Source organism: Sinobacterium norvegicum, from assembly GCF_923077115.1.
GTDB lineage: Bacteria > Pseudomonadota > Gammaproteobacteria > Pseudomonadales > Sinobacteriaceae > Sinobacterium > Sinobacterium norvegicum.
This window is the reverse complement of the sequence record NZ_CAKLPX010000003.1, coordinates 196,881-210,332: the sequence shown is the minus strand read 5'-3', so window position 1 is coordinate 210,332 and position 13,452 is coordinate 196,881. Positions and strand designations below refer to the sequence as shown.

General features: G+C 49.5%; 12 protein-coding genes. 1 reads left to right on the top strand and 11 read right to left on the bottom strand.

Annotated features, from left to right (window positions below; translation table 11 throughout):
* Position 1: 1 nt before the first annotated feature.
* The 6 genes from L9P87_RS12890 to L9P87_RS12865 form a co-directional block, all read right to left on the bottom strand.
* The gene (locus L9P87_RS12890) at positions 2–211 is read right to left on the bottom strand and encodes a cold-shock protein (protein WP_237445157.1); all 210 of its coding nucleotides are present in this window, start codon (positions 209–211) and stop codon (positions 2–4) included.
* Between the two features lie 246 nt (positions 212–457).
* On the bottom strand, positions 458–1,087 hold the full coding sequence (locus L9P87_RS12885; protein ID WP_237445156.1) for a LysE family translocator: 630 nt from the start codon (positions 1,085–1,087) through the stop codon (positions 458–460).
* A 3-nt stretch (positions 1,088–1,090) separates the two neighbouring features.
* On the bottom strand, positions 1,091–1,801 hold the full coding sequence (locus L9P87_RS12880) for a DMP19 family protein (RefSeq protein WP_237445155.1): 711 nt from the start codon (positions 1,799–1,801) through the stop codon (positions 1,091–1,093).
* Positions 1,777–2,385, bottom strand: a complete 609-nt coding sequence (locus L9P87_RS12875) for a TetR family transcriptional regulator (RefSeq protein ID WP_237445154.1) — start codon at positions 2,383–2,385, stop codon at positions 1,777–1,779. Before L9P87_RS12875 ends, L9P87_RS12880 begins: the two co-directional genes overlap by 25 nt.
* 18 nt (positions 2,386–2,403) lie before the next feature.
* Positions 2,404–5,559: an efflux RND transporter permease subunit gene (locus L9P87_RS12870; protein ID WP_237445153.1), complete on the bottom strand. Its 3,156-nt coding sequence runs from the start codon at positions 5,557–5,559 to the stop codon at positions 2,404–2,406.
* Positions 5,556–6,860, bottom strand: coding sequence for an efflux RND transporter periplasmic adaptor subunit (locus L9P87_RS12865; protein WP_237445152.1), 1,305 nt, complete (start codon positions 6,858–6,860; stop codon positions 5,556–5,558). The genes L9P87_RS12870 and L9P87_RS12865 overlap by 4 nt, the downstream gene beginning before the upstream one ends.
* A gap of 202 nt (positions 6,861–7,062) precedes the next feature.
* On the opposite strand from L9P87_RS12865, the gene L9P87_RS12860 reads away from it, so the two are divergent.
* Positions 7,063–8,661 carry a DUF1254 domain-containing protein gene (locus L9P87_RS12860; RefSeq protein WP_237445151.1) on the top strand — a complete coding sequence of 533 codons (1,599 nt, stop codon included), beginning with the start codon at positions 7,063–7,065 and terminating at the stop codon, positions 8,659–8,661.
* A 27-nt stretch (positions 8,662–8,688) separates the two neighbouring features.
* Here the strand turns inward: L9P87_RS12860 and L9P87_RS12855 are convergent, their stop codons facing one another.
* The 5 genes from L9P87_RS12855 to L9P87_RS12835 form a co-directional block, all read right to left on the bottom strand.
* Positions 8,689–9,282, bottom strand: a complete 594-nt coding sequence (locus L9P87_RS12855; RefSeq protein WP_237445150.1) for a pentapeptide repeat-containing protein — start codon at positions 9,280–9,282, stop codon at positions 8,689–8,691.
* Between the two features lie 8 nt (positions 9,283–9,290).
* Positions 9,291–9,782 (bottom strand): YcxB family protein, encoded by a 492-nt coding sequence (locus L9P87_RS12850; protein WP_237445149.1) that lies wholly within the window; start codon positions 9,780–9,782, stop codon positions 9,291–9,293.
* 240 nt (positions 9,783–10,022) lie between these two features.
* Positions 10,023–11,396: a YdgA family protein gene (locus L9P87_RS12845; RefSeq protein ID WP_237445148.1), complete on the bottom strand. Its 1,374-nt coding sequence runs from the start codon at positions 11,394–11,396 to the stop codon at positions 10,023–10,025.
* 149 nt (positions 11,397–11,545) lie between these two features.
* Positions 11,546–12,457, bottom strand: a complete 912-nt coding sequence (locus L9P87_RS12840; protein WP_237445147.1) for a LysR family transcriptional regulator — start codon at positions 12,455–12,457, stop codon at positions 11,546–11,548.
* Positions 12,458–12,538: 81 nt separating this feature from the next.
* Positions 12,539–13,411 carry an AraC family transcriptional regulator gene (locus tag L9P87_RS12835; protein ID WP_237445146.1) on the bottom strand — a complete coding sequence of 291 codons (873 nt, stop codon included), beginning with the start codon at positions 13,409–13,411 and terminating at the stop codon, positions 12,539–12,541.
* Positions 13,412–13,452 lie beyond the last annotated feature (41 nt).

Genomic DNA, 13,452 nt, shown 5'->3' with positions numbered 1-13,452 from the left:
ATTATAGAGCTACGATGTTCTCAGCCTGTGGGCCTTTTTGACCTTGAGTTACGGTGAACTCAACTTTTTGGCCTTCAGCAAGGGTTTTGAAACCGTCGCCAGTGATAGCGCTGAAGTGAGCGAAAACATCTGGGCCAGACTCTTGCTCGATGAAACCGAAACCTTTAGTTTCGTTGAACCATTTTACAGTGCCAGTAGTTGTATTAGACATAATAATATCCTGATATTTAATTGAAAAGTGCCCTTATAAGGCGTTAATAGCGGGAAAATAGACTTAGACTTATGAAGCTACAGGTCGAAGGAATTACGAATAAAACAACGAATTGGAGACTATAAACATGAGACTTTCTTTCTAGCTGAACCAAATGTTACAGAGAATAATCAGAGATGTCTACACTTCAATAAAAAGCTTATTGATTTTTCTTCAATCGGCCTGGAACCCCCGCCGCGCCTTGACTTAAACCAACAGCAAGCGCAACGCTAACAGTGCAAATACCACTGCTGCGGTTACATTCAACCTTTTTTGCACTGTTTTCGACGAAACAAACAGCTGACGCAGCTGGCCTGAAGCCGACGCAATCGCACAAAAGACAAGCAGTGCTGCAAGAATAAACACCGCACCGAGGGTCAGCAGTTGAATAGCCATATTACCCTGGTCGGCGATCGTAAACTGCGGCAGAAAAGCGAGAAAGAAAATCGCCACCTTGGGGTTGGTTATATTCATAATAATGCCGCGCCGGTATAGCCGCATGAAAGCAATGTCTGCTGCCGCGGATTTATCGGCGATTAGATACGTGTCGTTGGCACGAAGACTCATCCAAGCCAAATACAATAAATAACCGGCACCCATCATTGTCAACGCGGTAAAGGCTGCCGGGCTGGTTTGAAACACTGTCGCCAAGCCAAACGCCACGGCAACACTGTGAAAAATCAAACCGGTGCACAACCCTAGTGTAATAACAATCCCAGCGCGCGCCCCGTTGACGATGGACTGAGTCAATACAAAAATATTGTCAGGCCCCGGTGACAACGATAACAAGGTCGACACCAAGAAGAATGTCAATAACACCTCAACAGGCAACAGCACTTGTTACTCCGCCTCACAGCCCGTGATTAACGCGGATAGGTATTCCTCGGCCTCTTGTTCAAAGCTCTGTTCAGCCTTGCGGTAGTCCTCGCTGATCTTATCGAGCTTCTTTTTAAAATAGGAATCGGCAAAATCTGCGGCGAGGAATTTCTGATACAACTTTTCCTCATCGAGACAAAGATTAATCGCCCGATCTAAAAATATCGCGGTCTCGGTCGCCTCGATTTTTTCTAAAATCTCAAAAACCTCGCCGATGTAAATACCGTTGGCATTATATACGAACTGAGCAAAGCCCCCCGCATTAACGTCGCTGGAAAAGATCGATAGCAAAGCATATTGGTTCTCGGCATTATCAATGTCTTCAATAACCGCCGCGGTAAGCCCCGTATCACGGTTGTGCTGGCAGTGTTGTTGTAGTTTGGCGGTAATATCCATGCTGAGACCTATTGAGTAATCGATAAAAACGCCGCAATTGTGCCATCTATCCGCGTCAGACTCACGGTATTTCATCCTGTGACTGGCGACGACGGTTACCTCTTGCCGCCGCCTGTTAAGTACTGCCCAACTCTGACGAGGAAGCCAGTTGTTGTTGCAATTGCTTTCGCGGTAACCCGGCGAGTGGCTGCGGCCAGCGATTAAGGCGTACATAATTGATAATACATCGAAAAAATAGCCTTTGGATAAGCCCATCAAGCCGTGTTGAAAAGACTGCATTCGAGACTGCGCATAAGAGCCGGCAGCTGGCCTGCTATCTGCTTATCCTCATCGACTACCACCCATTGATGGCAAAAACCTGCAATCATCGCATTCAACACCCATGTCGCCGACTCAGCATTTAAATGCGGCAGCAACTGCTGCTCGGCAAACAACAAATCCATCACAGCCTGCAGACTATCAATATCCTGCTGCCGACAATCCGCGAATATTTTCATGCAATCTTCATCGGCATACACTTGCAGAGACAGCTTGACCACCTGTTGCAGTCGCGGGTTGCTAAAGCACTGCTGGCAAAACTCTTGGCAGGACTGTAACAGCGCCTGTCGCAGTTCTTTACCCGTCAAGCTGGCCATCTCAGCGGCAATAATATTAAAGCCCGAAAACTCTGCCTGCCACAGCGCCATCATCAGGTCAGCCTTATCATCAAAGTGCCAATAGATAGCACCGCGGGTAACCCCTGCATTTTTGGCAATCTGGCTGAGTGTTGTTTTAACCAGGCCTAATTCGCCAAACATTTGCAGTGCAGAATCGAGTAATGCCTGCCGGGTTTTTTCCGCCTCATGCTTACTTTTTCTTGCCATACCGCCCCTTCCTCGCACTTAGAATGTTTGTACCTGTCGCTGACTGTCATCATTAGTCATTAATAAATACAGTGCTGGGACAATGAGTATGGCGATCATTGTTGAGGCAATCATGCCGTATATGATCGCCATGCACAGCGGGTACCATGAGGGGTCGGTAAAGGCCAGCGGCAACAGGCTCAAGATGGTCGTCAGGCTGGTGCTGAGTATCGGCCGCAGACGTTCGGCCGCGCCGAGGCTGGCCGCCTGTGCGACAGCCATACCCTTGGCCCGGTTGCGATTAATAGTATCGACCAACACGATACCATTATTCACCGCGATACCGGCCAGCGAGACCACGCCGATCATGCCGGAAAACGACATTATCGTGCCGGTGAGGAAAAAACCCAAGAAGGTCCCGATCATAGCCAACGGCACCACCGCCAGAATAATCAGTGGCTGGGCAAAGGAGTTGAAAATCAGCGCCAATAACACAAAAATCAACACCAGCGCCGCGATTAGCGCCACCCCCATCTGACCAAAACTATTGTCGGATTTTTCCACTTCACCGGCAAGTTGATAGTAATATTCCGCCGGCCAAGTGGCCGACATTGCCTCCAGCTCTGGCACAAAATCAGTCAAAATCTCACCGACTGTCCGCCCCTCAACTCGCGCGTTAACCGTCACTGAGCGCTGCCCCTCTTTATGCACTAACACCCGAGGAATATTAGCAATAGTGTACTCCGCCAAATCTAACATGGGCACGGACTGGCCATCGGGGGTGATAATCTGCAGCAACTCTAATTCGGCAACATTCTTTGGTCCACCCTGCTCATTGCCGCGGCTTGGCCAGTGCACACTGAGACGAATTTTGGGATCATCGTCGATACCCTCAACCTTGAACTCGCCGATTTTATCCTCTTCCATCGCAATACGAATTTGCTGTGCCATATCCTGCTCATCAATGCCGTGGAAATTGAGCATCTCAGCGTCGAGGGTAAAGCGAATTTCGTTCAACATTGGCCCGAGGTTATCATCGATATCGACAGTGCCCGCAATACCGGCTAAGCGCCGCTTTGCCTCGGCGGCAATATCGGCCAACTGTTGATAGTCATCGCCAATAAAATCGATTTGAATAGGCGCCTCCGCACCCGGGTCACCTCCTATATGCACCAGCCGAAGCTGCAAACCCGGCTCGTCTGCGGTGGCATCGAGGATGCCACTACGGATACCATCAAGGTATTCGAAGGACAACAATTGACGCTCATGCTTGGGCAATAATGTCAGACTAAAACCAACCTGATTCCATGCCTCACTCGGCAGCAGAGCATCTTTCAACGAGCCCGTCGTCATCGGGCTTTTAGCCCCCACATAGGCCACGCTTTTCTCTATCCAGGGCTGGCGCTGCAAAAACACCGACACCTTGTCTGCCACCCGCTGGGACTGTTCCAAGGTGGCATCTGGTGGCAGTACAATGGCCACGCCAATTTTTCGATCATCCGTTTCAGCATACATCTGTGACGGCAGCAAACCGGCAATAAAAATACTGCCAATAAACAAGCCGATGGCACCGCTCACCCACAACCCTGCTCGACGGCGACTGACAACCACATGGGTCATCAACCAATGCTGCACGCGTTGACGGTATTCGCGAGCCAATTTATCGATATAGAGCTCTTTTTCACTCTCTGTGTTTTCTAATAGATAGCGCGACAACGGAAGGCAGATGGCAAAGGCCACCAATAAACTTACCAGCAACGATACCGTAATCGTTATCGGCAGAATACGAATGAACTTGCCATCGATACCGCCAATCATCATCATTGGCAACATCGCCAAAATGGTGGTCAGCTGCCCCGCGGCTGCCGGTAAGAAAAACTGCTTAACCGTGCTTAAGACCGCAGTGGAATACGGCTGTTTGCGAACATAATAATTATCATGCATACCCTCCATCACAAGGATATAGACATCGACCATTAACCCTAACGCTAGCACCATACCGATCATAATCATCGAGTTGAAGCTATAACCCAACAGCCCCATGATCGCTAGCACGGCCAACATCGTTACTGGTAGGGCAAAACCGGCAATCAATGCCTCGCGCCAACTGAGCAGTAACATCAAGACCAAAAAGACGATGACTACCGCCTGCATCATCGACGATGAAATATCATTAAACGCCAACTCGATCAGTTCGCCATCATCGCTTAATCGCGTAATCTTTAACCCTCGCGGCCAATCCTGCTGCTGTTGCCACTGATCGATTAACGCCTGTGTGGAGGCAATGACGGCAAGACTATCGGCGCCTGGGCGCTTGAGCACATCGAGCGTAACACCGCGGCGATAATCGCCGCCCTCGATACTAAAAAAAGAGCGACTTTTCTCTTTGTCGAGCTGAAGATTGACCTCGGCAACCTCTTCGAGGCGAACAGGCCGCTGGTTTTCTAATCGCCCTATCGGTAGTTGTCGCAGCTGCTCGACGGTCTCAAATCGTCCCGCTAGATAGAGGTTATAAGTATTCTCTTCTGCTTCAAACTCTCCCCAAGCCATATCGTTATTTGCCGACTGAATACGATCACGAACAGTAATGGGTGATATCCCCAGCTCTCTTAAACGCTCATGGTGTAAACGAATATGTAGGCTTTTTTCTCGCAGGCCGCTGATATTGACCTTCTTGACCAGCGGCAACGCCTCGAGCGCCTTTTCTAAGCGCTTGGCGCTGTCGGAGATCAGCATGTCATCGACACTGCCGCTGAGCGACCACGTCACCACCGGCATATTAGTCACTGCCATTTCTTCAATACTGGACTTTTCGATGCCGGCACCGCTGGGAAACTCTGCCGCCGCCTTATCAACAGCGGCACGCAATAACTGCATTGAATCCGACAGGTTCATATCGGCATCAAATTCCACTGCAATGATTGAGTAAGAGTTATAAGAACCACTGGTATAAGACTTTAAGCCATTGATACTAACGATTTCATCTTCCAGGTGTTTGGTCACGCTCTTCTCGATTTGATCCGGTGCAGCACCGGGCCAATAGGTGCTGACCAAGGCCTGGGGAATTTCTAGATCGGGAAAGTTTTCCCGCGCCATATTGTTGTAGGCCATGACACCGGCCAGCAGCAACATCCCCAGTAGCAGACGACCAATCAATGTTTCAACAAAGAGTCGGCGACGAAAAACTCCAGTCATTGGGTATCCCCTACGATAATCACTTCACCGCCATCAACCAACAAATGTTGACCACGTTCGACCACCGCATCGCCAACGCTGACACCACTGATGATTTCGACTTGGCGCAGACCGCTGAGACCCAGCTCCAGCTGACGAACACTGACTTTGTTATTACTATCGACAACATAGACATAAGGCTTGCCGTGCTTAAACGACATGGCATGACGCGGCAGGGTGGCCACATTCTCCACCTGCTCAACCACGATCCATGCACGCACAAATTGGCCCTCGTTAAGACGCAAATTACCCTGCTGAAAACGCACTTTGACTGTCTGTGAGCGTCGCTGTAGGTTAATCGCCGGGCTGACAGACCAGATTGTTCCCTGTGCCACCGCCTGATTGAGGTGTCCTGTTTTCTCCGCCGCATACAGTGCTCTGTCATCGGCGGCCAAATAGACCACCTGCCCCTCTTTTACCGACTTAGCCTGACTGGCGGGGAGTTCAAGTTGAATCTCCATCTGGCTGTCGTCGACGATGACAAACGCACTATTAGCCTCCCGTTCACGATTACTGGTACCGCTTACCGGGGGGTAATAATGATTATCCCGGCGCAGATTCATCGCGGTGACCACGCCATCAAAGGGAGCAAACAATGCCGTTTTCTCCAAACTGACAGCCGCCTTATTCAACTCAGCAGTCACGCTTTGAATCTCTGACTCCGTCGCCTGCAAACTGCTCTTAGCCATGGCGATGGCGGTTTGAGCGTTAAGGTAGTTGGTTTCAATTAAATTAAACTCATCCTGAGCAATAACACCGCGCTCATAGACTTCTTTCATCCGTAAATAGTTCTGTTGGCTGTGGGCTAAATCGTTACGTACCTGCTGCATTTTAGCCTCGGCCTCACTTTTCTGAGCTCTGGCTGACTGAAGCTGCGCCTCCAACGACTGCACCCCCGCCGTGTTCTCTCGGCTGTCGATACGCGCCAACATCTGCCCATGGGTGGCACCATCCTTAGGGCCAAAAACCCGCACCCCTTCACGCAACTCTTCACCGTCACTGTCACTGCCGAGGTCAACCACCTTACCGGCCATCTCAAAATCGAGAAAGGCCTTGCGAGACGCCTGCACAGTCCCCTCAGAAAAAACAAAGGTAATCAGGTTTTGCGGCTGTACGAATAAGGTGTTTACTCGCACCGGCTCCCGTTCAACCACCGGTAATGAGGCCTGATTAGCAACCTGCGCAAAGCGATAGGCTACCAACAGCGCCGCCACAACGGCGACGACTAACCAAGGTCGGTCTTTTATCTGATGAAGTTTCATGGCAAAGCCCTAACGGTGAAAATTGGCGCGATTATACAAACATACACGTATGTTTGTAATTATAGTCATATCAAAATTTTGTTGATTAGCCAGCAAATTCTGTCTCTACGCGCAGTTTTGACCTGTCGATGTATTAAGTCATTGATCTTTACCGACAGTGCAAGGACAATCAAATGAGTTTTTCATCCCTCGGAACCGCTTTATGATCAAGCTAATCCCTCATATCTCGTTACGCATAACGCCAGGCCATAACCGTGGCCGTACTGGCCGTGAGACACGTAATGTACTGAGTATATGCGGCGCATTATTCCTACTTCTGACAAGCTCAAACAGCTGGACTGATGACAGCAACGCCACCATGGCACAGCTCACTGACAGCGACATTACCACCATCGTCAAAGAGAGCTATATCTTTGCCTACCCAGTCATTGTCAACTATGGCCAGCTCTATCAACAGGCCATCAATCGTAGCTCGCAGCAATATATTGGCGGCTTTGGTGTCTTTGGCCACTATCAGCCGGTGACAGCAAAGAATAATCAAGTCAAACTGCCTAACAACGACACCCCCTACTCCTGGGCCTGGGTCGACCTGCGCGCAGAGCCCTACGTACTGACGTTGCCAGAGGTCGAACCCGACCGTTACTACACCTCGCAATGGAATGATTTATGGGGCTTTATTATCGACAACCCCGGATCGATAAAAGATGGCTACCAGGGTGGTAACTATTTACTGGTTGCCCCAGGTTGGCAGGGCAAGGTACCGACAGGCATTAAACGGGTGATACGTGGCGAGAGTTCGCTGCTGGGTTCGCTAACCCGTACCGGTTTCGAGGGCGGTGAAGACGCTGATAATTTGCAGGCCATCCAGCAAAGCTATCAATTAAAACCTTTGAGCCAATACTTGGGTACTCAACCACCGCCGAAGATGGATACATACTGGCCGGTTTGGGCGCAAAAAAACCTTTCGCGCCCATCATTTTTTAGTTATTTAAAATTCCTGATGCCCTTTATCAAAAAGCAGAAAGAGGACGATAGTGCCTGGGCGCATCTGGCGAAGATTGGTATCAGCAGCGACGGGGATTTCGACGCTAATCGCCTAAACGACTCACAACGTCTCGCCATCCAAAAAGGTATTGATGATGCCAAACTGCTGCTGACAGCTGAGGCCGCAACACCGCAAGAGCGACGACTCTATGGCGACCGCAACACGATAAAAACAGACTACATCAGCCGCAGCCTAGGCTTGATGATCGGCCCCTGGAGTAACAATAAACAGCAAAGCGACAGTTACAGCTGGTTGGCCGACGGCGAGCAACAGCCATTGGATGCCAGCAGCCATCAATACGTTCTGCATTTCGACAAGGAACAGCTACCCACTACACAATACTTCTGGTCGATCAGCCTCTATACCCTGCCCCAACAGTTGTTTTATAGCAATGAACTGCAGCGCTACTCCATTGGCAGCAACAGCAAAGAATTAATGGTGAATGCCGATGGCTCTATCGATATTTACATGCAAAACAAGCCGCCTAAACGCTCGCTTCGCGGCAACTGGTTACCCGCGCCTGCGGGGCTGTTTCTGCCGGTGATACGCCGTTATGGTCCCAGCCAAGACAGCGCCGACAACCATCAGTCTATGGCTATACCCAGCATTAACAAGCTCGTGACTGATCAGCCCAAGAAAACCAAGGCAATGACAGAGCCGCAACAACCTGCCGAACCTGCTGAACCTGCTGAACCTGCTGAACCTGCTGAACCTGCTGAACCTGCTGAACCTGCTGAACCTGCTGAAAGTATTTAAAGCCGGCCTCGGCACCGCCGCCAGTGTTTAATCGACTAATTCGATGTCAAAGCTTCGCAGTAGACGAGCCGCCTCATAACGGGTAAATTTCGCCCCTGCCACCTTGTTTTGTGACAAATCGATATCATAATTTGTCGCCTCACTGAAATCAGCCAGGCTGAGATCGGTGCGGCCAAACAGGCTATGGCTCAAATCACTGTAGACAAAACTGGCCTCAGACAGGCTGGCCTCACGAAAGTCAACGTGGTGCGCCTTGCACTCGTCGACAACCATGTGCGCAAGGCTTAAGCCAAAAAACGAGCTGTCATTGAGTAACGATTTTTTGAAGCTAATCGGGGCATTAAACGACATATTCGGCCAATTGGCCTTGGTCCAGTCGATGCCTATCAACTTACATTGGTCGAACTCGACATCGGTAAATTTGCTGTAACTCAACTGGCTATTGCTCAAATTGCTCGAGGAGAAGCCGCAATCGATAAACTGACAACTTTTAAATACCGTCTCACTGAAATCACAATCGATGAATTGGCAACTGTCAAACTCGATACCCGAGAAGCTCTCGCCGGCACAATCCAAGCCGTTAAATTCCGCCGAATAATAGTCCTTTCCACTAAAACTCATATCCATTCTCACTCATTCTTATTGTGGCTCAATATAAAGGCGGTCACATCATCGGTTAAGCTGTGCTTGCTAATATAGCTTTGGCCACCGGCGACAGGGTAGACAATCAAGCCCCGGTCGGTTTGCTTAATCTCAGCAATATCAGGCCAGAGCAGTTGCTGATTGACGTATTCTGACTGAATTTCAATGCCCTGCCCATTAATGAGCAGTGTCACCTCGCCGCCGGAGGCACGGCTGATTAACTGCCGGGCCAGCCACCAACCGCGAGCATAATACACTGACAAAGCATCGATAATAGCCAACATAAAAAAGAAGCCCGTAACGTAGCCATCGACTGTTGTTTGTGACAACACCAGCGCCAGAAAAAACAATATTGCCGCTTTCTGGTAACGCTGACTATTCGTCACCGGCGATACCTTACGCGACTCTTCAAAGCACTCGCTGTAGTGTGCCTTGTTCAAGGTGAACGTGGTTCGATGCTGCATCGGGGGGTCTTGCATAGGGTGGGCCCATTTAATCATTCGCCTGCTAACAACCAACAAACGACAAGCCCTCAATTCTAGCACTATTTAGTCACGAAAATCCCATGCGTAACCAATCCTTACCAATCAGTAAACCGTGATGAACGTCGATACATACAGCCATCAGTCAACGAGGAGAACAGCTACCATCTGTAGTCATATCGATAAGTATGATGGTGGACGATCGGCGAATATCCATTGAACCGATCGGCCCAATGCTTACTGCTGTAGCATGGCATCTAACGGGATGGCATTACCATTCAATACCGCCTGACCTTTTTGCAGACTGAAATCGACAACAAAGTCTTCACCGCCATCACTGATCAAACCCTGGCCTTGCAACATAGACAAAACGGTAGAAGATTGCATTTCAGCAAATTGAGCCACTTCCTCCGGGCTCACTTCAACCTCAGGATCCTGTAACATTTGGTACTCCAGCATCCGTGTGGCTAACATTTGTGCCAACTCTTTCTTCACCTTGGCATCTGCTGTGATGCTCAGTTTATCCAGCCAGAAAGCCGGATCAGCCATCTGTTCGGGTGCCAGCTGATCGACCGCATCAACCGCCAGCATCATATTGGCATTGAAGCGTCCCTGCGGCAGGGTAAAGCGGACGTCTTTAATTTCCATCACCGGCTTTGAGGCTAACAGTGTTGGTAGGGTTTCAATCAAAATACGGTTGGTGGCCTCAGAAATATCCTCGCCATTATCAATGGCCTGCTGCAGCTTGTCGGTATAAATGGTATTAAATTCAGCACTGATATTACGCATTTCAAAACCAATACCCAAATCGGTTACGCTGTGTTCTTGCACCTGTATCGACGCGATGGCGTAGCCACCACTCATATCAACTAACTCGCCATCCTCGTGCATGGCTGTTTGCGCATTTATGACCAATTGCTTCATAGCCAAGTCATTACCGGCGGTGATTTCATCAATCAGCACGGTTATCTCGCTATTGTAAAGATCACTGTTAATGATTTTATACAGGTCAGCATCAATAACAGCCTCGGTTTTAAGGCCGCGTATTGCCATAGGTCCGCTCTCACTCTTAATCACCAACGAGTCAGCACCACCGCTATAAACAATGCTACCGTCTTGCTGTCGCCCCTGGCCATCGTAGCCTGAAAACACAATCTCATTGGGATCCAACTTACTGGTAAAGGCCACAACTGATTCATCAAAATCCAGACCACCACCTAGGCCGACAACGCCATTTTGCTGATAAAAAGACCGGGATGTATCCCAGCTCAGTACCGAGGCAATCCTTTCACCCGCTTCAATCGCGCCCTGCCAACTGACCCAGCCCAGCGTCGATTCGCCGGACAGAAGAATTGGTCCATGGTTAAGGTCCAATACATAATCGAAGGTTAATACACCGCCTTGATCTTCCAAATCTACTGAAAGCGCTAGTTCAGCGTGACTATCGAACCAGTTGCGTTGATAGTTTTTTACGGTCATTTTCGCCGACGGCGTGCCGTCGAAGGCTGAAACCAGTTGATGTATTTTCTCCTCTGCTGCCTGACCGACAAAATAAGGGGCCACCGCCAAGCCACCTGCAACAACAGCACCAATCAAAACGGGAGATTTCATAAGAATTCCTTTCTACTAAACCAATAAATGTGTCGCCAGCATACAAAACAGCAACAAAAAAGAGTGCCGATATCATAAGATATCGACTGATTATCCGCAATCGACAACAATAACTTAGCCAGCCGATTAAACCGAGCGGCTAGCACTGTTTAAGACGCTATCATTGACAGCCCATCGGTAATGGCCTCAATCAAAAATGCCTTGAACAGGCTCACACTTTTGGGCATCAACTCTCGGTCATGAGAGATGATATATATTGGTGGTTTCATCGCAAAATCATACTCATCTAACACCGGCACTAGATGGCCGTTGCTGAGTTCTTGCTCAACAAAGAATTTCAACATGACACCAATACCCAGATTGTCTAACACCAGTTGCTTAACTGCATAAATGTCATTGGTGGCAACGGGGCTGTTCACCTCAATAGCATGTCGCTCTTTATTTTTTCGCAACTGCCAGGGAGTGGCATTTTCAAAATTGGGGTATTGTGACGCCAGACAGATATGCTGACGGAGGTCGACTGGCGATGCCGGCACGCCGTTTTGCTGCAAATAGGCTGGGGTTGCCACCAGCAACGTTTCACACTCACCAATGCGCTGGCAAACCAGCGAACTATCGGGGAGGCTGCCGAGAGTAACGACCAAATCGGTATTCTCTGAGAATGCCTGCAGCGTCGACTGTTGAATATTGATCTCTACTTTTAACTTGGGATTTTGCCGCAAAAAGGGTGCCAGCCTAGGGAGTATTGCCTTCCTCGCCAACAGCGGTGGCAGGCTGAGGCGAACCAGCCCCGACGCCTCACCCTTGAGCGTGGGAGCTGTCTCTGTCAACGACTGGTAGGCGGCCATCATGGCCGTCACCTCCGGTAATAGAGAGGCGCCACTATCGGTCAGCTGTAGACGTGGGCTGCGATTAAACAGCTTGTAACCAAGCGACTGCTCAAGTTTGGCTATGTGTTTGCTTACATGGGAGTTAGAGACCCCCAGTTGCTCAGCCGCACGGCTGAAACTACCCGCCTGCGCGGCCTGCCCAAAAATCAGGTATTGCTCAATCTGTGTCATTCCAGCCAATCCCTATGGAAAAAGTACGGTAAAACATTGCCCAACATTTATCAGACAATAATCTGCCCCCTGGCAGGGGGATTATTGCTTGGCCTGCCGGTAACCCTCTGGCGACACCCCAATGGTTTTCTTAAACAGCCGCGAGAAGTAATAGGCGTCTTGGTAACCAAGGCCGGCAGCAATATGTTTAATCGGTCGTGCTGTACTGTCGAGCAAATAACAGGCTCGCTGCATTTTCATGTTGATGAAAAATTTTATCGGCGACTCACCGGTGGCTTGTTTGAATTTTTTTGAGAAATGAAACTTTGATAACCTGGCTTCATTCGCCAGCATATCGAGATCAAGCTTTGCGTGGATATGCTCTTGCATCATCGCCCGTATATGTTCTGTATCGAAGCAATTCACCGCATAGGGCTGTCGCTGCTGCACCAGTAGGGCAATATAACTCAGCAAAGCCTGAACCTGATGCCCTCCCTGAATAAATTCAGCAATATTATGGCTGCTATGCCGCAGTGCCACAACACCATCAAAAACACGCACCACACGTGCCTGAAGTCCAATAGCAAACCGGTGCAAGGGCAGATTAATGTGCTCACCAAAAGCCTCTGCTAAATGCCCATCGAAATGAAGCCAGTATAAACTCCATGGATCCACGCTATTGGCCTGGTACTGGTGGGTTGAGCCGTGGGGCAAATAAATAATATCACCACTGCTGACAGCGGTGGTCTCCCCTTCTACCGTCAGCGTCCCACCGCCAGCGGTGCAGTATATGAGAATGTGATCATGGTGTTGGACTCGCGCCATCCGATGCCCGTGCGCCTTCGGATAATATCCCATGGCGGTAATATATAAGCCGATTGAAAGAGGGTGAGCATGAAGCCGATCGATTAATACCCGGGGGGTAATAAAGCGCACGCTGTCTGATGACAACGGCCACCGTGAAGGTTTACTCAATGTTATTTTCTCGCTCAAAATGCGTGGAAGATCAATAAAAC

Coding starts and splice junctions, on each gene's coding strand:
- L9P87_RS12860 (WP_237445151.1), top strand. CDS start 7,063: ATGATCAAGCTAATCCCTCATATCTCGTTACGCATAACGCCAGGCCAT.
- L9P87_RS12890 (WP_237445157.1), bottom strand. CDS start 211: ATGTCTAATACAACTACTGGCACTGTAAAATGGTTCAACGAAACTAAA.
- L9P87_RS12880 (WP_237445155.1), bottom strand. CDS start 1,801: ATGCAGTCTTTTCAACACGGCTTGATGGGCTTATCCAAAGGCTATTTT.
- L9P87_RS12870 (WP_237445153.1), bottom strand. CDS start 5,559: ATGACTGGAGTTTTTCGTCGCCGACTCTTTGTTGAAACATTGATTGGT.
- L9P87_RS12875 (WP_237445154.1), bottom strand. CDS start 2,385: ATGGCAAGAAAAAGTAAGCATGAGGCGGAAAAAACCCGGCAGGCATTA.
- L9P87_RS12850 (WP_237445149.1), bottom strand. CDS start 9,782: ATGCAAGACCCCCCGATGCAGCATCGAACCACGTTCACCTTGAACAAG.
- L9P87_RS12865 (WP_237445152.1), bottom strand. CDS start 6,860: ATGAAACTTCATCAGATAAAAGACCGACCTTGGTTAGTCGTCGCCGTT.
- L9P87_RS12840 (WP_237445147.1), bottom strand. CDS start 12,457: ATGACACAGATTGAGCAATACCTGATTTTTGGGCAGGCCGCGCAGGCG.
- L9P87_RS12855 (WP_237445150.1), bottom strand. CDS start 9,282: ATGAGTTTTAGTGGAAAGGACTATTATTCGGCGGAATTTAACGGCTTG.
- L9P87_RS12845 (WP_237445148.1), bottom strand. CDS start 11,396: ATGAAATCTCCCGTTTTGATTGGTGCTGTTGTTGCAGGTGGCTTGGCG.